Below are 25,031 nucleotides of genomic sequence, written 5' to 3' on the forward strand. Positions count from 1 at the left end.
TTTTAGTCGGGTTTAAACTGCTCTGAAAAGTAAACTCTTTCAGGGCTTATCACTTTTAAATAAAGCATGATTTGTAGTAGTGCATGCTCTTCCAGATCCTGTTTTGAACCGGTAAAAACAATATATTCAATGTGATAATTTTTTGGCAGGGAAAAGTAGAGCGAACTTGCCATTCCCCCCACTTTTTGCGGTAAATTACCGGTCATGATAAGCGTTTCAAATGGGATCATCGCTGGCATCTCGCCCATTTGATGTGCATTTACAATTGTTTGATTAAAATCGGCAAAAGGGTGGCCTTTAAATAACATCTTCTTAGCCGTAATTGTAGGAATAACCCCTGATTCTTGACGAGAATCTGCAATTACATTTATTTGCAGCTCACTGCTCGCATTGCTGGAATCGACACCTATGAACATAAAATCATGCTGCTGTTGTCTGCCTGTTTTTAACTGATTCTGTTCTGCCAGCGAGATCCCTAACAATTGATAGAAAAGCGATTGTTGCTCATCATCAAATAAATTGTCTGCTATATAATTCCAACGGATTTGCTGAGTATTGTTAGCAAGGTATTGCTTCAATTGATGGAGTTCAGGCTTATCCAAGTAGTCCATACGTAACATATGGTAGGTAGTGGGAAATAGTTGGTGCCAATTCATGAAGCTTGAGATACGTCTTGGTAGCTTGTTCGAGTGGCCAGTCAGTAGTCTTAATAGTTTATTATCACTTCCACTAAGATAACTTTTTAGGTTTTGCAGACCAGTAGCTAGATCGCGAGTTTGCTCATCGAAACTTAAACGTTGCCAATTAAACATCTTCTGGTATTCCGAAGAGCCATCATCAATCAATTCAAGCTTTTTAATTTCAACCCCAGAGATTCTAGTCAGGCACCTAATGAGCCTAGCAAGATCTTTGCTCCAATAGGTGTTGCCGTAAATGGTGATATAGCTGTGAGGATGACCTGCCAATAATTTAGTTGCATGTTGGCATAGTGAAGCAATGCTAGCAAAGGATGTGGCATTGATACCTTTCAATAAGGCTTCGTTGTTAACTGGATGCCGTTGCCAGCAAATAAGTTTTGGATTTTGACTTTGATTGTGAGCGATCATCGCTGCCTGCTGCACGCTTGGCAGGGTTGCTTTATCTATATAGATCTCGAGAACATAGGGTGATTGTTGAGCATTTGAAGATGAAGATGCCACAGGTTAACTTTATTCGCGCTGGTGATGATTAGATTATAGGTGAGGGGTATTTAACGAGCAATAAAGACATTGTGATAACGAGATCAAGCACAGTTGTTTGTATAGAACAAAAATTAATTTGGCAGCTAGGGTTATCAAGTCTCCGATTTGTTGGTCAACATGTTATTATTAAAGGCTATCAAACAAGATTTAACAACGTTAGCACTGTGTTGTTTTGCTTGTTGTATTTTTAAGGGTGCTTATATGTCGCTGTCCCCAAAATTCCTATTTGTTCCTGTGTCTTCATCAGAAGGCATGGGCGAATATATGCGCTCTTTAATCATCGCCAACGAAGTTAAGCAACGTTGGCCTGATGCTAATATCCAATTTATTATAAGTCGTCAGGCACCCTATGCATTCACATGTCCTTATCCTGTGGCACTTTTAGATGATACGCCGACAAAAAATATTAAAGCGGTAAATGACTTCATCTCTTTTTTCACACCAGATTTTGTTATTTTTGATGCATCTGGTCGTCGCTCACAATTGGTGCATGCTAATAAAATGGGTGCCAAGGTGATATTTATTAGTCAGCATAAACGCAAGCGCAGTAGAGGAATGAAGCTACTACGAGCGCGTGTCACTGATAGCCATTGGGTGGTGCAACCTGAGTTCATTATCGGCACTATTAACCCGTTTGATAGGCTAAAACTTAAGCTGATTAACAAACCTGAGCCGACTATTATCGGTTCGGTGTTTGCAAGCCCTGTTGCGGATAGGCAATCAGAGTTACTTAAGAAACTAAGTTTAGTCGCAAATAATTTTATATTGTTTAATGCAGGTTCTGGTGGACACAAAAATGGCCAGGGCTATTGTATTGAGGAATTTGCTATGGCCGCCGCAAGTATTTATCAAGCAACAAAAATACCATGCGTGGTGATTTTCGGTCCTAGTTACCCTAAGGCAATGCCAGAGTATGAAGGTGTCATTAATATTAAAGAATTGATTCATGCTGATTTTATGGATCTTCTGGATGCTTCGAAAGCTGCAGTGCTAAGTGGTGGAGATACACTTTTACAGGCGATAGCGCTGAAAAAACCGACGGTATCGGCGGCAGTGGCTAAAGATCAGAATTATAGAGTTAGAGTGTGCCAAGACAGGGGGCTGACGGTGAGTAGTCGTGTGACAGCTGATGAGATGGCTTCAAGACTGCTTGATCTTATTCAAGCTGGGAGTGCCCAGCAGTTAGACCATGCTTTGATGCAATGTGAATCGACCAACGGCTTAGATGTAGCAATGGAAGTGATTACTGACTTGATGAGCGAGCAGAGCGTTGTAAGCTAACAAAACTAAATGAGATTGGTATTAATAAAAAGGAGAGCAAGTGCTCTCCTTTTTCGATCTTAGCGCCCTTTAACTATCCGTTGCTCCATTCATCTGTATGTACTTGTCGTAAACTTGCGCTACTGCGATATCGGCAATATGTCCTTTGCCTTGTGTAGCATACATAACATGAGATGTAGCTGATTCTGGCGGAGCCCAGTAAGGCTTTTTCTGACGCATCATGGCGAGCAGTGGTCGCTGAGCTGCAAAAGCAAAATGCAGAATCGCGGTATCAACAGTAATAACGAAATCCGCTCTTGCAATTAGCGAAGGCAACTCAAAAAAGTGTTTGTCTACGGTAAACACCACAACTTGTAGTCCCGTCTTTGCTGTAAACGCTTGAGTCTCGCGGGATACTTCTGGATAACTTTCAGGAGTGGTATTAATAATAAAGCGCTGACTATTATCTACTTTAGCTATTTTCTCAATTAACTCAAAAAGGTAACTGATAGGCCAGTCTTTTTTTACATTGGTAGAAAGGTGATTAACGAACAGTAACTTCCCTTGTCTTTGTGGGTCATTGAAATGATGTTCTAGCCAATCAGTTGTCACAGGTAGAATGGTTTCAGGAATAACCATGTTCGGCATGATATCTGTGGCAGCTACGGATAGTCCCGTCACTGTGTTGAAAATCAGCTGATAGCGATCGGTAATATGGTGAGTTGCTGGTAATGAAGTTTCTTCAAGGACAAATGTTGCATTAGAATGGCGAAAAAACCAAGAATTTAAAAGCCCGAAAGAAGCCTTTTTCGGTATGCTGGAGACAATAAAGGCCGTAGGGGAAATATCTCGCGCTAGCTGGGAGTATTGTCGGCTTTTACTTACGGTATGACAAAAGATGATGTCGTAGTTTTGTTGTTTGGCTTTTTCAGTGTTGACCTGCATCGCTTGTGGTGAATCGGTGCAGCCATAGGTAAGGTTGAAAGCCCCTTCCGCCTCCATCCATTGCTGCAGTATTTTACTGCGCGACAAGCGCCACTCATCACTATTACAGCGATTATCATCTAACCAAATATCTAATGTTATATGTGGGTGCTGTTGCTTCAAAGCGACAAGAAAAGTCTTTAAATAAAGAAAATCCCCTAAAGCAACGGGTGACATGAATAACATGCGCTGGCATTGCGCTAATTGATCAGAAGTGATGATAGCCATATTGATAAGTGTTCCTATTTTTAGTCGGCTAAGCATACCTTGAATTCGCTGGCTTTGAAAAAGATCCAAGTTGATATTAGAGATAAACATGAGCTTTTTATGAATCTAGTCCTCAATTACTGGCGCTGAAGGCGCTACTGATATAGTTTCAATATTGGAATATGGTATTATTGTTATAATTGAACCGTGCTTTACGGCCGTAATACGACCTTAAACTGAAGGCTTACTTTTGATTTGCTTTGACGCGCTGCATCCATACTATTTACCGCAATACTTACCTGTGATGCATGAATTGCAAGCACGGGGGGAGCTTGTTCATTTTGTCATCTATCGTAGTGATGAGCAGCAAGCTGCACTAGATGCCTTAGTTGAGGAATATCAGCTCTCTGTCACTTGGGTAGATAATCAAGAGCAAGCATTAGCGTATTATTTAGAGCAAAAGCCTAAGTGGGTGGTGTTTGGTAACACGTTTGATGGTGATAAAAAGCTCAAAGGAGTTTGCGGTACAGCGCTCATGCAGCATGGTATCGGGCCAAAATCGGTATATTACACAGTGTCAGATTCAGACTTTGATGTACGTTTTGTGGAAGGTGAATACCGCTTAAATCGGCTGCAATCAATGTTTCCAGACAAGCTGTTTATCGATACTGGATATGCCAAGCTCGATCCTATTGTGCAAGGAGTTGAAGCTGGAATAGACCTTGAAAAACTAGGTTTGGATCCTGCTAAGCCAACGCTGCTCTATGCTCCGACTTTCTACCCTAGCAGTATCGAAAAGATGGCCACCAACTGGCCAGCCGAATTTGCTGAATATAATATCTTATTGAAACCGCATTACTTTTCCTTAAGTAAACCCGCTTATAAAAAACAGAAAAAGCTCTTATTGCACTGGGCTTCCTTTGACAATGCGTACCTTGCTACTGCAGAGCAGACTAACTTACTACCATTTATGGCTAGTGCAGACCTGCTGATTAGTGATGCTTCTTCAGCATTGTTTGAGTTTGCCGCGCTAGATAAACCTGTTGTTTGGTGTGATTTTTATCACTTGCGTTGGAGCTATCGTGGGATCTTCAAATTTCGCTTTAACCAGCGAATGGATGAAGACCTATATCGATATGCCGCAGTGGCTAAGCATGCAAAAACCTACAAAAAACTTAAAGCTGCTGTCGATCAACAGATTGCGGAGCCTACATCATTCGCTAAGCAGCGTGCTCAATATACATATGAATTAGCGGGTAAAGTTGATGGTCAGTGTAGCAAGCGAATTGTCGATTTCCTATTAAGTTAATCCGTAAACGCTAGATCATAAGCTTTTTCTAGTGTAGCTAACGGAATATGTTCGAGCCTCTCCAAAAATGTTATACGGCCTTTACGCATTGTAGGGGCTACTTTTAGCGCTTCGAAAAACTCAGTTTTACTTATCCCTAATGCCGCAGGTGAACTGTTAATATTGAAACCATCTAAGGTTGCGATAACTTGAGGGGGGAGGGTTTTTAGGTGTAACTGTTGCCTTAGATAATGACAGTACTTAGTACCCAAAGCGACTTGCTCACCGTGTAAACCATTCCCTAACTGCAGATAGTCAAGCGCATGACTGATTAAGTGCTCTGCACCAGAACATGGACGTGAATCTCCTGAGAACCCCATGGCTAAACCTGATAATATTAATCCTTCAGCTAGCTGCTTAATGACTGTAGGTGTATTGAGAGGTTTCTCCTCCATATAGAGAATTTCATTTGCTGCAGACTTGGCTAACAGAAAAGAGAAGCCATCTATTTCAATCTGTTCTTTAGCGTACTCCATGTCTAACAGAGCGCTATAATTCGAAAGCAGATCCCCGACTCCCGCTTGAGTCAGTCTTAGTGGCGCTTGCGAGCATATATCGATATCAACAAGAATGAAGTTAGGAATTGCAGCAGGTAAGCTTAATTTCTTGCCATTGTCGTCGAAAATGACGGCAACTGGAGAGGATATACAATCGCTGGATAATGCTGTAGGAATAACAACTAACCTAATTTTTCTTAGGGTTGCCAGCCGTTTGCATACATCTAAAACTTTACCACCACCAAATGCAATAATGGTTTGGACTTGCTGCTGAGCACATAAGATATCAATTTCACTGATGCTACTGTAATCAGCAGCTTTCACTGCATGTACTATACAATTTGGATGCTCAAGCAGACCCAGAGATTTTTCTGCAAGTTGTCGAACACCATCGTCTAGTGCGATAAGGGTTTTTTCAGCAATAAGCTCCTGAAATAAATCACTAGATTTAGAGATGGCATTTGAACTTACAACAAGCTGAGCAGGAAATTCTAGTTGGCGTGTACTGAGCTTTCCAATTGAATTTAGCAATTAGGATTCCTTAATGCGTTTCAGCAATGCGCTAGTACTGACAGAGGAGTGATATTCTGTATAGGCGATTTCAATATCGTGTTGTAATAAGTATTCTTCAGTACAACGGATCTGTGCCAAGTAAGAGCTATGCTCCCAATCATCACCGTGCACGATGACATCAATGTTATGTTTTTCTAGGTATGGCTTCACATCAAAACTGTTGGTTATTTCCACTATAGAAACGCAAGTCATTGAGAGCAATATTGCAGCTCTGTCTTGTTCTGAGTATATCGGACGACGCTTATACTTTTCAGTCATCTCATCACCATTGATCAAAATGATCAATTCATCACCAAAAGTGGCTGCTTTTTTGAGAAACTCTACATGGCCTCTGTGGAATAAGTCGAAAACACCTACAACTAAAACTTTTTTGGACATAATACACCGTGTATCTATATAAATGGCCAGGATAATACTGGCCATTTCTAGCTGAATATTAATGTAAGGGGGAAATTGTTAACTCTTGGCTATAACCAAAGGGCTACTCACCAATAAAGTGTTGCGTCGCTAACCAAGATAAATACTCTGGTACAGCTTGCTCAACAGTCTTAAACTCGGCGGTGTAACCTGCAGCTCGTAACTTTGTGAGATCTGCTTGGGTGTAGCTTTGATATGCACCCTTTAGTTTATCTGGGAATGGAATGTACTCGACGGCGCCTTTGCCGTGGTGGGCAATAACAGCGTTTGCAACATCATTGAAACTCTGTGCTTGGCCAGTACCGCAGTTGAAAATGCCTGAAACCTCAGGATTTTGCCATAACCATAGATTAACTTTGACAACATCTTCCACGTATACAAAATCACGTAGTTGTTGACCATTTTCATAACCATCAACCCCCTCAAATAAACGGCAGATCCCGTTAGCATTGAGCTGGTTATTGAAATGGAAAGCTACACTTGCCATGCCGCCTTTGTGCTGCTCTCTTGGGCCGTAGACATTGAAATACCTGAGGCCGGCAACTTGGCAGTTTGGTTTTTGTTGACGCACATATTGGTCAAACAAGAATTTAGAGTAAGCGTAAACATTAAGTGGCTTTTCTAAATCTCTTTGCTCGATAAACTTCTCGCTACCGCCATAGACTGAAGCTGAGCTAGCGTAGATATACTGGCATTTTGTTCTATCACAGAACTGCAGCAGTGTTTTTGAGTATTCATAGTTATTGTTCATCATGAATTTGCCATCCCACTCGGTAGTGGATGAGCATGCCCCTTGATGGAAAATAACTTCAATCTTGCCGTCGAATTTACCTGCTATTATCTGCTCAAGAAATTGATCTTTATCCAGATAATCAGCGATCTCACAATCCGCTAGATTGAACATTTTTGTACCGTCGGTTAAATCATCCACGGCAATAATGTCATTACGCCCCATATCGTTAAGGGCTTTAACTAAATTGCTGCCGATAAATCCTGCTGCACCTGTGACTACTATCATATTTATTTCCACTTTCCGGGCGGTATTGTTCACAATACCTTAAAAGGACACACTTACTTTGTGTAGTAAGTATTTAAAAATTCTGCGATGGTTTTAGCTGTATAATCAATATCAACTAAGCTCATGTCGCGACCGGTTCGTTTACTCTCTGGTGGTGTAAATGCTAAGCGTTTATGTTGTTCGCTCAACGTCTGCCAGCGCACTTTGGGTTGAGATTTTCTGCCTGCATAAAAGCCGACAGTTGGCACGTTATGCAGCCCTGCAATATGCAAAGGGCCAGTCGAACCGGCCATAAACATATCTGCGGCAACTATAGATTTGGCAAAATCGGTCAGATCTTTTAATGGATTGGCAAGAGTAATATTGACGCCCTGCTTACTAACCTCATCAAATATAGCTTTTGCTAAACTTGCCTCTTCACCGCTAAACGTTAGCACAAACCTGCATTTATGCTGGGTTGACTGATCAACTTGGGTGATGAGCTTAATAAAGTCTTTTGTCGGCAAACTACCTGAGGACCCTCCGGTACCTGGATGAACAAAAATCAACTTTTCATCATTTTGTTTACCGTAATATTGTTGCCAATGTTCACGTTCTGCTGTGACGTCCCAATACCTTTTGGGGAGTGCAGGGATAGCCATATTATGCGCAGTTAAAAAGGCTTCAATTAACATGCAGCCGCCACGCCAGCAACCTTCACCAACCTTGTATTGTGCATCAGTGCGGTTTTTATAAAAGTATTGATACCAGTTATGTTTAGGCGCTAGCACATAAGGAATATTTAGATTACGAATGATTTTATATATACGGAATTGAGAATTAGAAACCAATGCAGCATCGTACTGACGCGCGTCGATCTCTTTACGTATTGCTAAATCGTCACCACTATCGACAATAACATGATCAACATAAGGGCAAGCGAGCGCAAAACTCTTAAGTATTGGCGTTACAAACACTTCAATGCTGGTATCTGGCATAGCGTTTTTGAGTAAACTCAAGGCAGGCCAAAGCAGTACAAAGTCACCAATTTTATCATGTCTAAAAACTAGGATTCTCTTCATTATCATTTCGCACTATTGGGTTAACTAGTTCTGCGGTATTCAGTATTTTTAACACAGATGGCTTTTGGGTCAAATTAATCTGACTTTAACCGTCAATTATATCAGTTTTAGTTGTAAGAGGGCTGTTTGGGATGATGTTTTGTGTAGCTAAACCACAAAAGTAAAAGTGCCCTAGCTAGAAAGTTACGTAGATAAAGTAACAGCTCGAACTAAAATTAGGTACAATTACAAACTAATATTTTGTAAAAGTAATGAGTGTTATGAAAGATTCTCTGCCAGCATTTGAAAAAGCTAAAGTTCTTGTGGTCGGTGATGTGATGCTTGACCGCTATTGGACCGGTCCGACTGGACGTATTTCGCCAGAAGCGCCAGTGCCTGTTGTGCGCATTAACCAATTAGAAGATCGCCCTGGTGGAGCGGCAAACGTAGCACTGAATATTGCAACCTTGGGTGGCCAAGTCTCTTTAGCGGGTATTGTTGGTGAAGACGAAACCGCAGCAGCATTAACTACCGGCATTCAAGCTTTGGGTGTTGAGCCTAAATGGCACGTGGTTGCAGATAAACCGACGATTACTAAATTGCGGGTGATGTCGCGTAGCCAACAACTCATTCGTCTAGATTTCGAAGAACCTTACCAGCAAGCAGATAGCCAAGCGTTGTTGGACAGCGCCGCAAATTCTTTAGCAGATGTAGATGTGGTTATTTTATCTGATTATGCCAAAGGCGCTTTGATCGAGCCGCTAGCTTTTATTCAGCAAGCGAAGTCTCAAGGGGTCAAAGTGTTAGTCGATCCAAAGGGGAGTGATTTTTCAAAATATCGAGGCGCAACACTGCTTACCCCAAACCTGCATGAATTTGAGTTAGTTGCAGGAGCTGTAACCAGCGAAGCTGATTTGGTTGAAAAAGCGCATAAATTACTTGAAGAGTTTGATTTAGAAGCGCTGTTAGTCACTCGTTCTGAGCAGGGAATGACGTTGATTACGGCTGAAAATAAAGAGCTTCATATTCCTACCGTTGCTCGAGAAGTACATGATGTAACTGGCGCTGGGGATACGGTTATTTCTGCACTGGCAACTTCATTGGCCGCTGGAAGTACTATGGCTGAAGCGTGTGCAATCGCTAACACAGCAGCAGGTATTGTGGTTGCTAAACTCGGTACTTCGACTGTGAGCCGCATTGAGCTTATCGAATCATTGTCTGATACTCATCATAGTGAAACAGGCTTTGGGGTTGTGACTGAAGATCAGCTCATGTACGCACTTGAGCAAACTCGGTTACGCGGTGAGCGCGTGGTGATGACCAATGGCTGCTTTGATATTTTACATGCTGGTCATGTGAGCTACTTGCAAGAAGCACAAGCACAAGGCGACAGGTTAATTGTTGCGGTTAATGATGACGAGTCTGTCAGGCGCTTAAAGGGAGATGGTCGCCCGGTAAACCCTGTAGGTCGCAGAATGGCCGTGTTAGCGGGTCTTGCATCTGTGGATTGGGTACTTCCATTTAGTGAAGACACGCCGCAACGAGTGATTGCTCGTTTACTGCCTGACTTACTCGTTAAGGGTGGCGACTACAAAATTGAAGATATTGCTGGTGGCAAAGAAGTCATCGCCGCTGGTGGTTTAGTTAAGGTATTGTGTTTTGAAGATGGTATCTCGACGACTAAAATAATTGAAAATATCATGGCTAACCAATAGCTTAATATAGTTAGAGGGCTTGCTGTTTTGTCTTATTGCATGGCAGCGAGCTCTTTAAATTAGATTGATTTTTTGGTCAATTAGCTTACCACTCTCCCTCGTGGTAGCTGTCTATAAACTATAATCTTTAACTGGCTCACCTCTCAAAAGTATAAATCTATGAACCGCACTAAAAAAATCACTAAAAAACATTTGAGCAAAGTCAAAAAAGCCAATGCGAAACTCAATACTGCTAATAAGCCTAAGTACGTTTCTAAAGCGGAAAGAGAGCGTTTAGCAACGTTAGCAGCGCAAGAGCACGCATCAATAGTTACCGAGTAGGCTAATTGTTGTACGATTCGGTAACTTTATTACAATGGATAACCATAATTCGGACGCAGCTAATATTAATTGCCCTAATAGATATGACAAAATAGCCGGCTAATTTTTGCTTTAGCGTTGTTAGCTAAAGCCGAAGTAACGGATAGGAGTGTTATGAATACCGTATATTCAATCGGAGAGCTGGAATCATTTTTAGTGGCGATTCTTGTGCTATTTATTGGGCATAGCGTAAATCGTCATGTTGGCTTCTTTAAAAAGTACAATATCCCAGAGCCTATCATAGGCGGGTTAGTGGTCGCAGCGATCACCACTTTGCTACATTTTCAGAATATTACCCTTAAGTTTTCTTTGCCGATGCAAAATACCTTAATGCTAATGTTTTTTAGTACGGTAGGTTTGGCCGCAAGCTATAAACTGTTAGCCAAAGGCGGCAAGAAGGTGTTTATATTCCTTGCTATCGCTTCCGTTTACATTATTATTCAAAATGCTGTTGGTGTAAGTTTAGCGACGGCTTTGGGGCTAGAACCCTTAATGGGGCTGGTAGCTGGCTCTATTACGCTATCTGGTGGCCATGGTACAGGCGCTGCATGGTCGCAGACCTTTGCTGAAAACTACGGCATGAGTACGTTAGAGTTTGCGATGGCAGCGGCAACATTTGGTTTAGTCATGGGCGGCATAATAGGCGGCCCGGTGGCGCAAAGACTTATTGATAAACATAAGCTTGAGTCATCTTATGGTATTGGTGGTAATCATCATAAAGATCACCCCGATCTGGTGACCTATGACCAATTAGAAGAAGATCGAGTGACCGCAAAAAGCGTCATGGAAACGCTATTTATTCTGCTGCTTTGTGTGGCTGGTGCGCGCTGGATTGAGCATCTGGTGTCGGTATTTAATATTAGCTGGATGAAAATGCCAGACTTTGTTTACGCACTATTTCTTGGGGTAGTGATTACCAACCTGACCGAATTGACCAGAGGTTATAAGACCAATAGTGAATGTGTCGATATACTAGGTACTGTGTCTTTATCACTGTTTCTAGCGATGGCGTTGATGAGTTTGAAACTGTGGGAAATTTTTGATCTCGCTATACCGCTGTTGATTATTCTGTTGGTGCAAACAGCAGTACTTGGCTTTTTTGCATACTTCGTAACATTCAAGTTGATGGGTTCAAATTATGACGCCGCGGTTATAGCGGGAGGTCATTGTGGTTTTGGTATGGGGGCAACCCCCACTGCTGTGATGAATATGGGGGCGCTGGTTTCTCGAAATGGTCCTTCACCACAAGCCTTTATGGTGGTACCAATAGTCGGCGCGTTCTTTATCGATATCGTTAACCTGATAGTACTGCAAGGTTATATCGGCTTTATATTATAGCGGGTTAACGGATTAGTAATATGGCGGCGAGAGTGATAAACACTCCGCCGCTAGTGCGATCAAACCAATGCAGTTTGTTACTCGATTTTAGCGTTGGTGCGAGCACATTTGCCATGCAGGCATAAATCATCACAAAACTAAAATCGACTACAGCCCAGGTGATTGCAAGAATAGCTAATTGTGGGCCTTGTGGAGCTGTGATATCGATGAACTGTGGAAACAGAGCTGCAAAAAATAGAAGATCTTTAGGATTGCTAATCCCCACTAAAAAAGCTTGTTTAAACAGTTGATAAGGCTGACCTGTTCCCTTAGTTCGCTCTAGCTTTAATCCTTGTCCATCCGCTTTAGTCAGCAGTAACTTAACGCCAAGAAATAACAAATAGGCTCCGCCACACCATTTCAATATGGTAAATCCATATTCAGTAGCATTCAACAGGGCACCTAAGCCTGCAGCTGATGCCATCATTAGGATCAGTGCCGATGTAACGCTACCAAAAGCGGTCGCTACACTGCGGCTTTTACCGTAATGGATACCATGGCCCATCGACAGAACAGCCATAGTGCCTGGGGAGATGGCAATTAGTAGAATGGCGAAAAGGTACAGCAGCCAAGTATCAATGCTCATAATATTTTATACAATGTCTGAAAACTGGCTGCACTATAACGGGCTATTTTGCTTTAAGCAATTAAGCTCATACAGATTGCTATCAACTTTTAAAGTCGGGAATGACTTTGGGGTGGCGGCCTTTAATAGAGCGATAAAACCCAATGATATGCTCCATGTCTTGCTGGATATCATCTGTGGTCTGCATCCCTTCAGGGATAACGACTGTTTTATTCGCAAAATCGAGCCCAACTGTGATGATCGGTACCTGAGCTTTGCTGGCGATATGGTAAAATCCTGTTTTCCAGCGAGTGACTGGACTGCGAGTGCCCTCTGGTGCAAGTGCTAAGCTAAAGTGAGAGTTAGATTTAAATAGATCAACGACAGCGTCTACTAGATTGTTATTTTTAGATCTGTCTACTGGCGTGCCGCCGATAGCACGGAAGAACCAGCCCCATGGCGCAATGAAAAGTTGATGCTTACCTAAAAAGTTAATTTTTGCGCCTAGCGCACCACGCGCTATAACACCAATGATGAAATCCCAGTTACTGGTGTGTGGACCGACGATAGCAACATATTGATGATCGGTTGGCAGTGTGCCAGCTATTTTCCAGCCACTGACTTTTAGCAAACCTTTGCAAAATGATTGAAACATAAGATCAAAACCGCCTAGCTATTTTTATAAGTATTATTGTTTTCTGTGACTTTTACCAATGAGCCTGCATAATTGGTAACAAGATCTTAGATGTGTAATTGGGTATAGTACACCCAATCACCTGAGTGTGGAGAGAGGCATGTTTAAAAAAGGAATTAGCATTTTACTGTTGTGTGTAGCATTCAGTGTAAATGCAGTACCGACCGATGATATTGCAAGCATACTGGAGCAGCAAGAAGCGGCGTGGAACCGCGGCGATCTTGATGCTTATATGCAAGGGTATTGGAATAATGAGCAGATGCGTTTTGTCTCTAATGGTAAGTTCCGTTATGGCTGGGAAGAAACACTGGCAGCCTACAAAAAGCATTACCCAGACAAGGCGACTTTAGGCCATCTAACATTCACCATTAAAGAGACTAAGATGCTCAGTAACTACGCAGCAATAGTGGTTGGACGGTGGTCTCTTGAGCGTGCGAAAGACAATCCAAGTGGCGTATTCACTTTGTTAGTGGAGAAGATAGATGATCGTTGGGTGATAACCCACGACCATACTTCCGATTAGGTTAAGTGCCCAGTCGTTATATTCTGTGGTTGAATGGTAAAGTCATCACGACCGAGATTTCTGCCCTTACCGTCATAACGCACTTCTGAAAAGTGCACTTTTCCGTGCTTATCTTTCATTATTATTGTGGTTGAGCGGGTGCCGTATTCTTGGTGTTGTATGTAGATTGAGGATAAGTGCCGCTCCCATTCTAAACTAACTCCTGTCTGCGGTAGCTCATCATCGGGTGCTTGCGTACCATCGGTCATTATTGCCAGCAAGTCTTCGACATTTGGTTCCTTGTTTGCTGTGATATGGGATTCGATTGCTTGACTCCCTCGCGCCATCTTTGGCCAAATATCATCAAGGGCGCCATTGCTGATGGAATGAAACCCCGGGCTTAATTGCGAGTAGCGTTTTAGTCGACTATCGAAACAGTAAAGCGCTTTTTCATCACCAAAGAGCAAGTTGAATGGGTTATAGAAGGGACTATATCGCTGCAACCATGCTTCATCTAATCCGCCGCTAGATAGCGCTTTTATGGCTAGTTCGCCGCGACTTTTCATATCAGACTGAATCAGTTCAGGGTCGCGAATGTTGGTGAGCCCCGCTACTGCACCTTGTTGGTTGACACCAAGCCAAGTTCCGCCCGCTTCAAGATCTTTGCCTGCAAGGAGTTGGTTATTATCACTCCAAAAATGAGCTGCCTCAGTAGGGCGATGATGAAACTCATCTCGATTAGCGCAAATAATGAGTGGATATTCAGCGTGTGCTTTTAAAGCGACAAATAGAATGCACATAAGCCAACTTCAGATAGAGTGATAAATACAGACTAATACTCATTAGTAGGAAAAGCTATTAAGCGATTAGCTGTTTAGTGGTCGTGAAGGCGTTTATATGAGCGAACTCGCTCAATGTTGAGGCTGATAGGTAAATGGCTACTCTATGTCTTTGAGTAGCCATTAAAACCCATCAACGAAGGCTATGTGCCAACCCACTTCGTTGTTGCACTTACTTAGAAGGGAATAACCATTTCTACATCAATGCACCTAGAGTTGAACTGGCACAATGCCTCTGAAACGAGCATCTTCAAGTAGCACGGGTATTTAATTTAATGGTGATGGCTATGATCATGAGAGTGTTCATGAGCATGTGGTTTGGCTTTGTGTAGCATTAGGCGGCTCATGAACTTACGTGGTCCTAGGCGCAGTAGGCTGGCAGCAAACAGAATGGCAACAACCCAAAGGCTTACCGTGTTAAGCAGGTTGGGTAAGTGCCCAAGTGCTTGCCATTGCGGATGAATCCACTCGATAACAGCTAAGAGTGCCAATAGCAGCAATAAAAGTATCGCTCTTTGTGGCCAGTCCATTAGCTTTAACTGCGCAAAATTAATAATGGGAGCTGCAATCAAAGGCAGCATTACAGCAGTTGTTGTCCAGCCGCTATAGGCTAGTGAGAGTGACAGCACGGCAGCGCCAAGGTTGCAAAAGCGCATAGGTAAAAAGACTAAAAGCAACACTGCAACTTGAACTATAGGGCTAGATAAAGGCACTGCAGGGTGACCAATTAGATTAGCTAAAATGAGGCTTAATACAATCCAAGGCGCGCTACGGTCGACGAGATGAGCAAAGCCAAAACGTATAGCTGAGTTGGGCACTGAGTCATGTGGGTCGGTAGGCTCTACTTTACTCATAGTCAGTAGTGCACCTATCAATAGCACGGCAACTGCTTGGAACAATGCAAAAATAGGTCCGAGCAACAGGCCTGTAATTATGATGGCTTCCGGACCTAATAATCGCTGCAACCAGCGTTGTCCAAGCGACTCATTTTGAGGCGATAATCCAAAGTGAAATCGAAGGCTCGCAACGGCATAGCTGAGCAACAAGATTGGTGCAATGGTAAGCATCCAATCTAATAGGTGTTCAGTTGAATGACTATGACTGTGGTGATGATCATGGCCGCCAGAGTCCATCATTAACAGCAAAAATAGTAAACCTATACCGAGCAAGCTGCCGATCCCTGCTTGATATTCAAACTTACCTTGCGTATCAGTATTGGGCTGTCCATGGGGCTGATGCAATACAACATGTAAGATTGAACCTGTAACAAAGGCTTGTAAATAAACAGTATTTTCAAGGCTTAAGTGAGAAAGCAGTTGCTCACCGGCAAAGTAACCGACTCCAGTTAATAACATCATTCCAGCTAAAACGACCATGGCCCAGCGGCTGCCGACTTGTGGTTTTAATAACCACCAGATAGCGACGCCGACGGGTAATCGGTGCAAGATAATGCCCAGCGCAAGTAATGGTGAGTTTCCGTCTTGTTGGGCTAAAATCATGGCTCCACCATCAGTAATGGTGTGTAGCAGTAAGCCGCCAATGCCAAGAATAAGGGTTAGATTGTGGGTAACTTCTGAATAGCGATGAAATAAGCGCTCACTTAGGGTGGGGCCCCAGATCCCAATGACCACAAATACAATCGCAAGAAAACCACCGTGCTCGAGTAACTCAGGTAAAATATGGATCAGCACTAATCCACCCAAAGAAACGAATATAAATCCGTCTAGGCCTTTCTGTAGCCCAGTTCCCGATGAAAAAAATCGGTAAAATAAGGGCCCTAATAGTAGTGCGATACAGCTAGCTAAGAGATACAGCATGGAGATTCCATTTCAAACCGCGAGAGCGAAAAAGCGCCATAGTATACCAGTGTTCAGGTTAATTGGCAGAGCGATAAGTTGAATTTACATTGATATATTCTCGATGAGAAATTCATGTTAATTGTGAGTGGATCCGCAGCAAGTGCAAATATTTTATAACTTTTTGTTAGCTTTGTCGTAAAACATAATAGACTACTCTCCTAATTCAGTAACTAGGCGTCCTTTAATCTATGGATACTTTCTCTGCAGCCGTTATGCTGTTTCTAATCATGGACCCATTAGGCAACTTGCCGATATTTGCCTCCATATTACGCCATATAGAACCTAAAAAACGTCGTCGGGTTTTGATCCGCGAACTGCTATTTGCGCTAGTCATCATGCTGTTATTTCTGTTTGCAGGTGAAGCGATTTTAAATTTTCTCAATTTGCGTTCTGAATCTGTGAGTATTGCAGGCGGTATTATCCTGTTTTTAATCGCGATACGGATGATTTTCCCACAACCCGGAGGCGTTGTTGGCCTAGCTGCTGGAGAAGAACCTTTTATTGTGCCGATGGCGATCCCATTAATGGCGGGCCCGTCGGTTCTTGCAGCACTTATTTTACTGGCTCACACAGACGGTACTCGTATGATGGACTGGACAGTCGCTCTGCTTGCCGCATGGGGATTAAGCGCTATTATTTTGCTGTTTTATAAAGTCTTTACTAAAGTTTTAGGTGAGAAAGGGTTAACAGCAGTAGAGCGCTTAATGGGGATGGTGTTGGTGATGATTTCAGTGCAGATGTTCTTAGATGGCGTGGCAAGCTATATGAAAGCACTGTAACGGCTAAACCTGAGTGATTGATGCGGCCATAGACCATTTCAATCACTTCCCATCAAACTTACCAAAGATACAAATGTTGCAGAACAATTATTAGACTGTAATACTCTGAATATAATATTCAAAAATAACAATAATTATGCTTACTTGTCTGTTTCTTTGTGCTGTTAGCCTGACTTCAATTGATTCCACTGATTATCAAAATTTGCTGCCCTATCAAGGTGTGCCAACTTCGATGGAGCAAAGAGATAATAAGAAAAATCTCAGTATTGGTTCTGTATATGTTGATCAAGGTGCTTGGCACGGCTTTCATCTACCTAACAATGCTGAATATTACGGCAGCTTCACCGGACCGCTATTCATTGCCCAAGAGTATAGCTTGCACCTTAGTGATAGCCTGCAGCGTTTACAGCTAATCAATGTGACCACTGATGAATTTATCTCATTTGATAGTGCGGCGAGTATCGATATTCACAGTCAGCCTGATGGGTTAGTGCAAACCTATATCTGGTCTGATAAAAAAGTCAGTTTGAGGCTCAGTTATAGCGATGAACGCACCGCCACAGTGATGACTGAGCTGACCAACCTTTCAAATCGGGAGCAACAGTGGCAGCTAGTCTGGCGAGGTCAGCCCTTTGCTAGCCACCCCGAACAGCCACAGCAATCACTTATCGCTGAGGTTGAATCAACTGATAATCATGTGAATTGGCTTTTCAAGCCTGTGATGCAAACCTGGCGTATGCAGTTGGCTGACGCGCAGTATCAATTGTGGTTTGACCGTGACATGTCAATAAGAATTAATGCTCAGTCAGGATACCTAGCTATCGCAGAACCGGTAACGATAGCAGCCAAAAAATCTCACCTATTTAAAAGTGCACAACGTTACTTTCATACTGCCCAAGAGGCAAAAGTTCATGGCGCTCCAGATTGGAGCTTGATTGAACAACAGCTTGCGGACAATAAACGTCGTTGGCAAAGCAGAATGGATAAGCTCATTGATGGTGGCGATAAAATCGCTCGTCAACTTGCAGTTAAGAGCATGCAAACCATCATACATAATTGGCGCAGTCCAGCAGGCGCGCTGCTGCATGATGGCATAACGCCCTCAATTACCTATAAATGGTTTAACGGCGTATGGGCGTGGGATACCTGGAAGCAAGCCGTAGCTGTCGCTAGATTTGAGCCAGAACTGGCCAAATCGAACGTACTGGCGATGTTTGATTATCAATTTACCGACCAAGATGAAGTGCGACCTCAAGATGCTGGTAACCTTCCCGATGCCATTTTCTATAATAAAGATCCACAGCGAGATGGCGAAGGCGGCAACTGGAACGAGCGCAATGGTAAGCCTCCATTAGCTGCCTGGGCGGTATGGCAGATTTATCTACAAGATGATGATATTGAGTTCGTTAAAATTATGTACCCAAAACTGGTTGCTTACCATCAATGGTGGTATCGCAATCGTGATAATAATGACAATGGTTTAGCTGAGTATGGCGCGAATCTTCACCCCGCTCACATTAATGAAGATGGCTCGTTAAATGTTGAAGCTATTATCGAGGCTGCAGCGTGGGAGTCTGGCATGGATAATGCGCCGAGATTTGATGCGGATGCTAGCTTACAGGTTTGGCAAAACCACCAAGGTGGCGAGTTAGTGGGGTACTCAGTATCGCAAGAGTCTGTTGACCTGAACGCATATCTGTATGCAGAAAAGCGCTTTTTACAACAGATGGCTGAAGTACTTGACCTAAATGCTGATGTCCAAAAGTGGGATGTTGAGGCTGAGCGTCTCGCTAAGCAGATCCAAATGCAGATGTATGACCCTGAGTCAGGCTTTTTCTATGATATCCGTTATAGTGCGACAGGCAGCGAGCTGATGATCGACAAAGGTAAAGGTGTCGAAGGCTGGTTACCTTTATGGGCAGGTGTAGCGTCCAAAGCGCAAGCTAAAATCATGGTTGAGCGACACCTAACTGCAGATGAGTTTGGCAGCAAAATTCCATTCCCAACTGTTAGTGTTGATAGCCCCAATTTTGCCGCTACGCAATACTGGCGAGGTCCCGTTTGGCTAGACCAAGCACTGTTTGGTTTGCAAGGTATTTCACGCTATGGCTATCACGAACAGGCACAATCATTAGCATTGCAATTAGTGACTGAGGGAGAGGGCATCATCGGTCAAAGCCCTATTAGAGAAAACTATAATCCACTCACGGGGAAAGGCTTACATTGCACTAACTTTAGTTGGTCTGCGTCGGTACTGCTTTTGATCTACGACACTTGGTTAAAGCAACCCGAAGAGTATTGAGCCGAGAGCTTATTATAAGGTGACTGCCGATAGGTTCGCTGTCGTAGTTGCCGCTCACTCTTATAAAGGTAATCCATTTTCATAGTACAAACGTATAGCAATTCATTAACTATTTTCAGCTTTGATTTGGGCGGCAATTCTATACCGTGGCCCTTTTCTAGCATATTATCGGGATAAATAGATAAATAAAGTTGAAAACTATTTTGCAACAATGCGGTCTGATTATTGATAGAAAGTTAAATTTTATCTTTATTGTGCTTTACAGGCAGTTGGAAATAGCAACAGATGGAGTAGGTAACATGAAAGTTTTAGTCCGGAACAGTGTCATTATTAGCTTTCTTGTTAGTAGTTTTTTGGTCATGAATATCGCCATAGCTGCACCATTGAATAGCATAACGGCTGATGCCAATATCGTTGATAAAGAGCGAGTGCTCTATTGGTTGATCAAGCGTGGCGAAGTGGCTTCAAATGCATCGCAAGCTGAAAAAGCACAGGCTGTTGAAGCCTTTATTGCCCGCTCTAAGGGGCCGAAAAGAATATCTCTTCAAGAAGCAAGGTTTGAAGCTTCTCGAGCTAAAAAAGGTGAAAAGGCTAACAAATTGGTTAGCTTTGCCGCACCACAAGCACAATCGATTACGAATAAGACGGTTAAAGTATTAGCTGTACTCGTTGATTTTCCCGATCTCCCCCATGATGATAACGGCCTAAGTAGTAGCGATACCTCTATGTATTACAGCTCTTATCCCGCGGAGCATTATAAAAATTTGTTGTTCTCGACTAACGGTTACGCTGGACCGTCTGGGCAAACACTGATGACAGGCTATGAATACTATCAGGCAGAATCAGGTGGGAGTTTCTTTTTTACTGGCGATGTCAAAGGTTGGTATCGCGCCGCGAATAACGCTGCGACATACGGCGGTAATGACAGTACTGATAATGACATCGGCGCGCTTGATTTAGTTAAAGAGGCTATAACTGCAGCCGTTTCGCAGATGAGTAGTAGCGAATTAGCAACTTATGATATTGAAGATCCCTATGATATTAATGGAAACGGCAACTTTGATGAACCAGATGGCGCAATCGATCATGTGATGATTTTCCATTCCAGTATCGGTGAAGAAACTGGTGGTGGTATGTTAGGTGCCGATGCGATTTGGTCCCACCGCTCATCTATTAATCCTTATACCATCCCAGGAAGCAGCATGATGCTGAGTAGTTATACTATTCAACCCATAGACGCAGCATTGGGTGTATGTGTCCATGAGTTTGGTCATGATCTTGGGTTGCCAGACGAATACGATATTAGCGGTGAAGGCAAGGGCTCTCCCGTGGGATTATGGTCTGTGATGGCTTCTGGTAGTTGGGGCGGCGCGATAAGAGGTACTGAGCCTACCGGGTTTAGTCCCTATGCGCGTTCGTATTTACAGGAGCGATATCAAGGTAACTGGGTTTCAGAGCAAAAACTACAGCTCAGTGCGCTGGATTCAAGTGGGTTGGATGTCGCGCTAGTTGAAGCGGTTAATCATGAGCAGGTCAACCAGATCTCAATGGCTGTTCCAGCTGCGCCTTTAGCATTCACACCACCTTACCGCGGTGACTATCAGTTCTACTCAGATCAGGGGGACATGATTAATCATGCAATGTCATTTGATGTAGAGCTACCTGCAGTAACACCATTAACATTACTGATGAAAGCGCATTGGAATATAGAGCTTGATTATGACTATGCTCAGGTGATGATTGATGGCACTGCACTGGCAGGAAATTACACCAAAGCAAGTAATCCGCAAAACTCCGCACGCAATATTATTACTGGAAAGTCGAGTGAACTCGCGGCGGCAGAGGGGAGTGAGAGTTGGGTAGAGCTAGAATATGACTTGAGTCCATATGCAGGTCGCACAGTGCAGCTCTCGATCAACTACGTGACCGATCAGGCCGTTGGTGATTACGGTATAGTTATTGACGATATCACCATTAAACAAGCACAGACTCAAGTGTTGTTTGACGGTGCTGAAAATAATACTGACACAGTATTCGCGGGTTTTTTACGTGTCACAGATACTCGTCCAGGTAAAGATCGCCGTTATATTGTGCAGTTACGAAGTCAGCAGGGAGTGGATAAAGGCCTAATTAGCCGCCGTTATGATCCTGGCGTATTACTATGGTTTGAAAATGAAGACTACAACAGTAACGAAGTTAGCAAACATGCAGGCTACAGCTTAATTGGCGTGGTGGATGCTGACCAAAACTTAATTGGTAATTTAGATACTGAAGTGCAAGTGCGTGACGCAGCATTTAGTTTGTTTAATCAGTCTTTTTACAGCACTGGAACGATTGAAGATGAACATTTGTCAGGCCATAAACTGTTTGAAGACTCTACTGATTATTCGGCGCCGTTGCAGCCTGAATCAGGAATGGTGCTGACAGAGCTTGGTATTTCAATGGAAGTGATGGCACAAGCTGAAGATAGCAGCACTGCAATGGTGAAATTTACCTATACAGGTAGCGCAGTTGCGCCTGGAGAGCTTAGTGCGACTATTTCTCAAAATCAGCAAGGAGGCCAGGTAACCTTTACTGCCAATGTCAGTGGCGGGGATGGGAATTATCAATATGCGTGGGATTTCGGTGTAAATAATGCTGCTAGTACTTTAGCCGCGCCCAGCTATACATATGCCAATGCGGGTAGCTATTTAGTGACTCTCACTGTTACCGATGGTAATGGCACTGAATTCACCAATAGCACGACTGTTACAGTGCATGCGGCACCTGACGCTGGATTTACATTTACAGCGAGTGGTTTATCGGTGACATTTAACAATACATCATCTGGTGGAAGTGGTGAGCTCAGCTATCTATGGCAATTTGGCGACGGAGTAACAAGCACCGCTGTATCTCCATCACATACTTACACCGCTGGAAGTTATACCGTGACGCTAACAGTGACTGATGAACAAGGTCAAAGCGGTGTTATGACAGCTGCCATAAACGTTGCCGCTGCTGCGGATACAACCATCCAAAAGAGTAGTTCTAGCTCAGGTGGCGGTAGTTTAGGGATCTTATCGCTATTGCTTTTAAGCGTGTTTGCCGGTTATCGGCGTCAGCAAAGATAAAAAGTAATGGCAGCCACTATTGTTAGTGATAGTGGCTGACCAAGATAAGATGTGGCTATTTACCAAGAGCTGTTATGGCTTGCTGAGCTGCGGGTAGGAATATCTCACTCACAATAAGCTGCTCCTGAGCATGCTCGAAATAACGTCGACGCCCCCAGAGTTCACTGCTGACATCTTGATCTAAGGATTCGGCGAGTTTGGCTATTTTGCTGCAAGCTTCAAAATGTGCGACTTCAATTTTGCCTGGAGTAAACTCATCCTTTGAATAGAGCAACTCACCTAATGGTCTGACGCCTAAGCCCAAAAAATCTTGCTGCTTTTTTTCCAGTAAGCGGCCAGGGATAAGGGTTCTAGCAAAAATCCAAGGTGTGCCATCAAGTATCAGTAATACTTCCCTAATCCAGACTTGTTGTTGAGTTGGGTACTCATCAGTCAGCGGTGATAATGTGTCTTCACCAAGCACTTTCACCTCAAACACTTGGCATTGTGTTTTCAGTTTTTTAGTTAAACTACTGCTGCTTAATAGCCAGTCTTTAAAAGGCGGAGAGGGTAAGTTGGTCATTTTGTCTGGTGAAATCCACTTAATTGATTCACCATAAGGGAAGCTTAACCTAGTCACAGTCATCTAATTCTCGGTACAATGCTAGAACCGAAGCAGTCTAGCATGTCAATGCCGACTCAGATAGCCGTTGCTGGTTTGAACTGATGGGACTACTTGATAAGAAAACTGATTGAGAAGCTATCTCATCTTATGTTGACGACGGAGTCATTTTCCAAATGAGAACATTTATCGCGATATTACTCTTAGGCTTGAGTAGCAGCTTTAGCCTATTTGCTGCAGACGACAAGCCGCTAGAGGAGTACGCCTATTACGGTTTCGAGCCAGAAATCGTTACTAACTATATATCGAATCGAAACAAGCTAGGTTATGTCAGGATCAGTGTCGAGCTAATGGTTAAAAAGCCGGAAGACTTAGTGAGTCTAGAAAGGCATGATCCGCTACTGCGTGCAGCAATCGTGGAGATCTTAGGCAATCAAACTGAAGACAAAGTGAAATCACTAACGGGCAAAGAGGAGATCAGGCGTGAATGCTATAAAATGGTCAATCGCCTGTTAGAACAAGAAACTGGTAAAGAGCTGGTGGTGAACCTACTGTTTACTAAATATCTGTACGATTAATATCGTCTTAGTAAAGCCAAGTTATCGACCTCGTTATAGCCAATGCATTGCGCTGAGTGAACATGAATAAAACAGACAACAAGCAGAACAACCCTGCTCCAGCTAAAGCAATATCAAGGCTAAATAAGGGGATGCACCCGCGTAACCTTCATAATGCGGGTTATGACTTTGAGGCGCTAATTGATTGCTACCGTGAGCTTAAACCGTTTGTTAGCCGTAACGATTTTGGTAATTTGTCGATAGATTTCGCCTCTCCTAAAGCAGTAAAAGCGCTTAATGCTGCGTTGCTCAAGCACCATTACGGGGTGGATGACTGGGATATTCCGCAGGGCTTCCTGTGTCCGCCGATACCAGGACGCGCTGATTATATACACCATATTGCAGATCTTTTAGCTGTAAAAAAAGCGTCTAAAAGCCAGATCCCTAAAGGAAACAAAATTAGCGCATTAGATATTGGTACTGGTGCAAACGTCATTTACCCGCTACTTGGAGTCCAATCATATGGGTGGCAATTTGTCGGTAGCGATGTTGATCCTGTATCCATAGATAATGCACAGCAGATATTTGCTCGAAACCCTAAAATAAGTCGCAAATTGAGTTGCCGCTTACAAAGAGATCCACAACATGTATTTAGTGGGATTATCAACCCAGACGATCGTTTTGATGTCACTTTATGCAATCCACCCTTTCATGCATCGCTTGCCGAAGCCAATGCAGGTACAGCGAGAAAACTGACTAATTTGGCGGCCAATCGTGCCGCTAAATCGGGTCAAAAAGGGGCAACGAAACCAACCAATATAGATACTGCAGTCCTTAACTTTGGCGGCCAGAAAGCAGAACTTTGGTGTGATGGCGGGGAAAGACAGTTTCTTCATAACATGATTAACGAAAGCCAATTATTTGCTAGCCAATGTTTATGGTTCACCACTTTAGTTTCTAAAAAAGAAAATTTACAACCTGCCCAAGCTATGTTGCAGAAACTAAAAGCCCATGAGGTGAAGGTGATTGATATGCACCAAGGCAACAAAATCACCCGTATTTTAGCTTGGACTTTTTTAACGGCAGAGCAGCAGCTGTTATGGCAAAAATACCGTGAGTTGCGTTAGCAGAGCGCCGCAGTCTCCCCAGTATTGCGACGGACTGCTAAAATAACTGGCTGAATGAT

At 43.1% G+C, this 25,031-nt stretch carries 22 protein-coding genes; 11 read left to right on the forward strand and 11 right to left on the reverse strand.

Going from position 1 to position 25,031, the window contains the following annotated elements:
- Positions 1-2 precede the first annotated feature (2 nt).
- Positions 3-1,199: a hypothetical protein gene (locus L2730_RS16425; protein WP_248975585.1), complete on the reverse strand. Its 1,197-nt coding sequence runs from the start codon at positions 1,197-1,199 to the stop codon at positions 3-5.
- A 243-nt stretch (positions 1,200-1,442) separates the two neighbouring features.
- Between L2730_RS16425 and L2730_RS16430 the strand changes: the two genes are divergently transcribed.
- Positions 1,443-2,522, forward strand: a complete 1,080-nt coding sequence (locus L2730_RS16430) for a hypothetical protein (RefSeq protein WP_248975586.1) — start codon at positions 1,443-1,445, stop codon at positions 2,520-2,522.
- Between the two features lie 69 nt (positions 2,523-2,591).
- Here the strand turns inward: L2730_RS16430 and L2730_RS16435 are convergent, their stop codons facing one another.
- The gene (locus L2730_RS16435; RefSeq protein ID WP_248975587.1) at positions 2,592-3,713 is read right to left on the reverse strand and encodes a glycosyltransferase family 9 protein; all 1,122 of its coding nucleotides are present in this window, start codon (positions 3,711-3,713) and stop codon (positions 2,592-2,594) included.
- Positions 3,714-3,942: 229 nt separating this feature from the next.
- Here L2730_RS16435 and L2730_RS16440 point away from each other — a divergent pair, with 229 nt between their 5' ends.
- The gene (locus L2730_RS16440; RefSeq protein ID WP_248975588.1) at positions 3,943-5,001 is read left to right on the forward strand and encodes a CDP-glycerol glycerophosphotransferase family protein; all 1,059 of its coding nucleotides are present in this window, start codon (positions 3,943-3,945) and stop codon (positions 4,999-5,001) included.
- Here L2730_RS16440 and L2730_RS16445 read toward each other — a convergent pair.
- From L2730_RS16445 to L2730_RS16460, 4 genes are all read right to left on the reverse strand, one after another.
- The gene (locus tag L2730_RS16445; protein WP_248975589.1) at positions 4,998-6,068 is read right to left on the reverse strand and encodes an iron-containing alcohol dehydrogenase; all 1,071 of its coding nucleotides are present in this window, start codon (positions 6,066-6,068) and stop codon (positions 4,998-5,000) included. The two genes, L2730_RS16440 and L2730_RS16445, sit on opposite strands and share 4 nt — an antisense overlap.
- Positions 6,069-6,488: an FAD synthase family protein gene (locus L2730_RS16450; RefSeq protein ID WP_248975590.1), complete on the reverse strand. Its 420-nt coding sequence runs from the start codon at positions 6,486-6,488 to the stop codon at positions 6,069-6,071.
- Positions 6,489-6,591: 103 nt separating this feature from the next.
- Positions 6,592-7,545, reverse strand: a complete 954-nt coding sequence (gene rfaD / locus L2730_RS16455; RefSeq protein ID WP_248975591.1) for an ADP-glyceromanno-heptose 6-epimerase — start codon at positions 7,543-7,545, stop codon at positions 6,592-6,594.
- Between the two features lie 53 nt (positions 7,546-7,598).
- Positions 7,599-8,606 carry a glycosyltransferase family 9 protein gene (locus L2730_RS16460; RefSeq protein WP_248975592.1) on the reverse strand — a complete coding sequence of 336 codons (1,008 nt, stop codon included), beginning with the start codon at positions 8,604-8,606 and terminating at the stop codon, positions 7,599-7,601.
- A gap of 260 nt (positions 8,607-8,866) precedes the next feature.
- Here L2730_RS16460 and hldE point away from each other — a divergent pair, with 260 nt between their 5' ends.
- The 3 genes from hldE to gltS all read left to right on the forward strand — a co-directional run bounded on the left by hldE (position 8,867) and on the right by gltS (position 11,998).
- Positions 8,867-10,300, forward strand: a complete 1,434-nt coding sequence (hldE, locus tag L2730_RS16465; protein ID WP_248975593.1) for a bifunctional D-glycero-beta-D-manno-heptose-7-phosphate kinase/D-glycero-beta-D-manno-heptose 1-phosphate adenylyltransferase HldE — start codon at positions 8,867-8,869, stop codon at positions 10,298-10,300.
- A 159-nt stretch (positions 10,301-10,459) separates the two neighbouring features.
- The gene (locus tag L2730_RS16470; RefSeq protein ID WP_248975594.1) at positions 10,460-10,621 is read left to right on the forward strand and encodes a DUF2986 domain-containing protein; all 162 of its coding nucleotides are present in this window, start codon (positions 10,460-10,462) and stop codon (positions 10,619-10,621) included.
- Positions 10,622-10,774: 153 nt separating this feature from the next.
- Positions 10,775-11,998 (forward strand): sodium/glutamate symporter, encoded by a 1,224-nt coding sequence (gene gltS / locus L2730_RS16475; protein ID WP_248975595.1) that lies wholly within the window; start codon positions 10,775-10,777, stop codon positions 11,996-11,998.
- A gap of 4 nt (positions 11,999-12,002) precedes the next feature.
- Here gltS and L2730_RS16480 read toward each other — a convergent pair whose 3' ends face one another.
- Positions 12,003-12,623: a LysE family translocator gene (locus tag L2730_RS16480; protein ID WP_020914993.1), complete on the reverse strand. Its 621-nt coding sequence runs from the start codon at positions 12,621-12,623 to the stop codon at positions 12,003-12,005.
- A gap of 82 nt (positions 12,624-12,705) precedes the next feature.
- Positions 12,706-13,257, reverse strand: a complete 552-nt coding sequence (locus L2730_RS16485) for a lysophospholipid acyltransferase family protein (protein ID WP_248975596.1) — start codon at positions 13,255-13,257, stop codon at positions 12,706-12,708.
- A 139-nt stretch (positions 13,258-13,396) separates the two neighbouring features.
- Between L2730_RS16485 and L2730_RS16490 the strand changes: the two genes are divergently transcribed.
- Positions 13,397-13,819, forward strand: a complete 423-nt coding sequence (locus tag L2730_RS16490; protein WP_248975597.1) for a YybH family protein — start codon at positions 13,397-13,399, stop codon at positions 13,817-13,819.
- Here the strand turns inward: L2730_RS16490 and L2730_RS16495 are convergent.
- Both L2730_RS16495 and L2730_RS16500 read right to left on the reverse strand, forming a co-directional pair.
- The gene (locus L2730_RS16495; protein WP_248975598.1) at positions 13,816-14,598 is read right to left on the reverse strand and encodes an NRDE family protein; all 783 of its coding nucleotides are present in this window, start codon (positions 14,596-14,598) and stop codon (positions 13,816-13,818) included. The two genes, L2730_RS16490 and L2730_RS16495, sit on opposite strands and share 4 nt — an antisense overlap.
- Positions 14,599-14,909: 311 nt before the next feature.
- Entirely contained in the window at positions 14,910-16,454 is a 1,545-nt protein-coding gene (locus L2730_RS16500) for a metal transporter (RefSeq protein ID WP_248975599.1), read from the reverse strand.
- A 230-nt stretch (positions 16,455-16,684) separates the two neighbouring features.
- Between L2730_RS16500 and L2730_RS16505 the strand changes: the two genes are divergently transcribed.
- From L2730_RS16505 to L2730_RS16515, 3 genes are all read left to right on the forward strand, one after another.
- Positions 16,685-17,275: a YhgN family NAAT transporter gene (locus L2730_RS16505; RefSeq protein ID WP_248975600.1), complete on the forward strand. Its 591-nt coding sequence runs from the start codon at positions 16,685-16,687 to the stop codon at positions 17,273-17,275.
- 136 nt (positions 17,276-17,411) lie between these two features.
- Complete coding sequence (locus tag L2730_RS16510) at positions 17,412-19,577, forward strand: MGH1-like glycoside hydrolase domain-containing protein (protein WP_248975601.1); 2,166 nt, start codon at positions 17,412-17,414, stop codon at positions 19,575-19,577.
- A 299-nt stretch (positions 19,578-19,876) separates the two neighbouring features.
- Entirely contained in the window at positions 19,877-22,687 is a 2,811-nt protein-coding gene (locus tag L2730_RS16515) for an immune inhibitor A domain-containing protein (RefSeq protein ID WP_248975602.1), read from the forward strand.
- Positions 22,688-22,742: 55 nt separating this feature from the next.
- Here L2730_RS16515 and L2730_RS16520 read toward each other — a convergent pair whose 3' ends face one another.
- On the reverse strand, positions 22,743-23,312 hold the full coding sequence (locus L2730_RS16520) for a chorismate--pyruvate lyase family protein (RefSeq protein WP_248975603.1): 570 nt from the start codon (positions 23,310-23,312) through the stop codon (positions 22,743-22,745).
- 152 nt (positions 23,313-23,464) lie between these two features.
- Here L2730_RS16520 and L2730_RS16525 point away from each other — a divergent pair, with 152 nt between their 5' ends.
- Together L2730_RS16525 and rlmF are read left to right on the forward strand one after the other, a co-directional pair.
- Positions 23,465-23,866: a flagellar basal body-associated protein FliL gene (locus tag L2730_RS16525; RefSeq protein ID WP_248975604.1), complete on the forward strand. Its 402-nt coding sequence runs from the start codon at positions 23,465-23,467 to the stop codon at positions 23,864-23,866.
- A gap of 56 nt (positions 23,867-23,922) precedes the next feature.
- Positions 23,923-24,972, forward strand: a complete 1,050-nt coding sequence (gene rlmF / locus L2730_RS16530) for a 23S rRNA (adenine(1618)-N(6))-methyltransferase RlmF (protein ID WP_428848466.1) — start codon at positions 23,923-23,925, stop codon at positions 24,970-24,972.
- Positions 24,973-25,031: the final 59 nt, after the last annotated feature.

The organism is Shewanella kaireitica (assembly GCF_023284045.1).
GTDB classification, from domain to species: domain Bacteria; phylum Pseudomonadota; class Gammaproteobacteria; order Enterobacterales; family Shewanellaceae; genus Shewanella; species Shewanella kaireitica.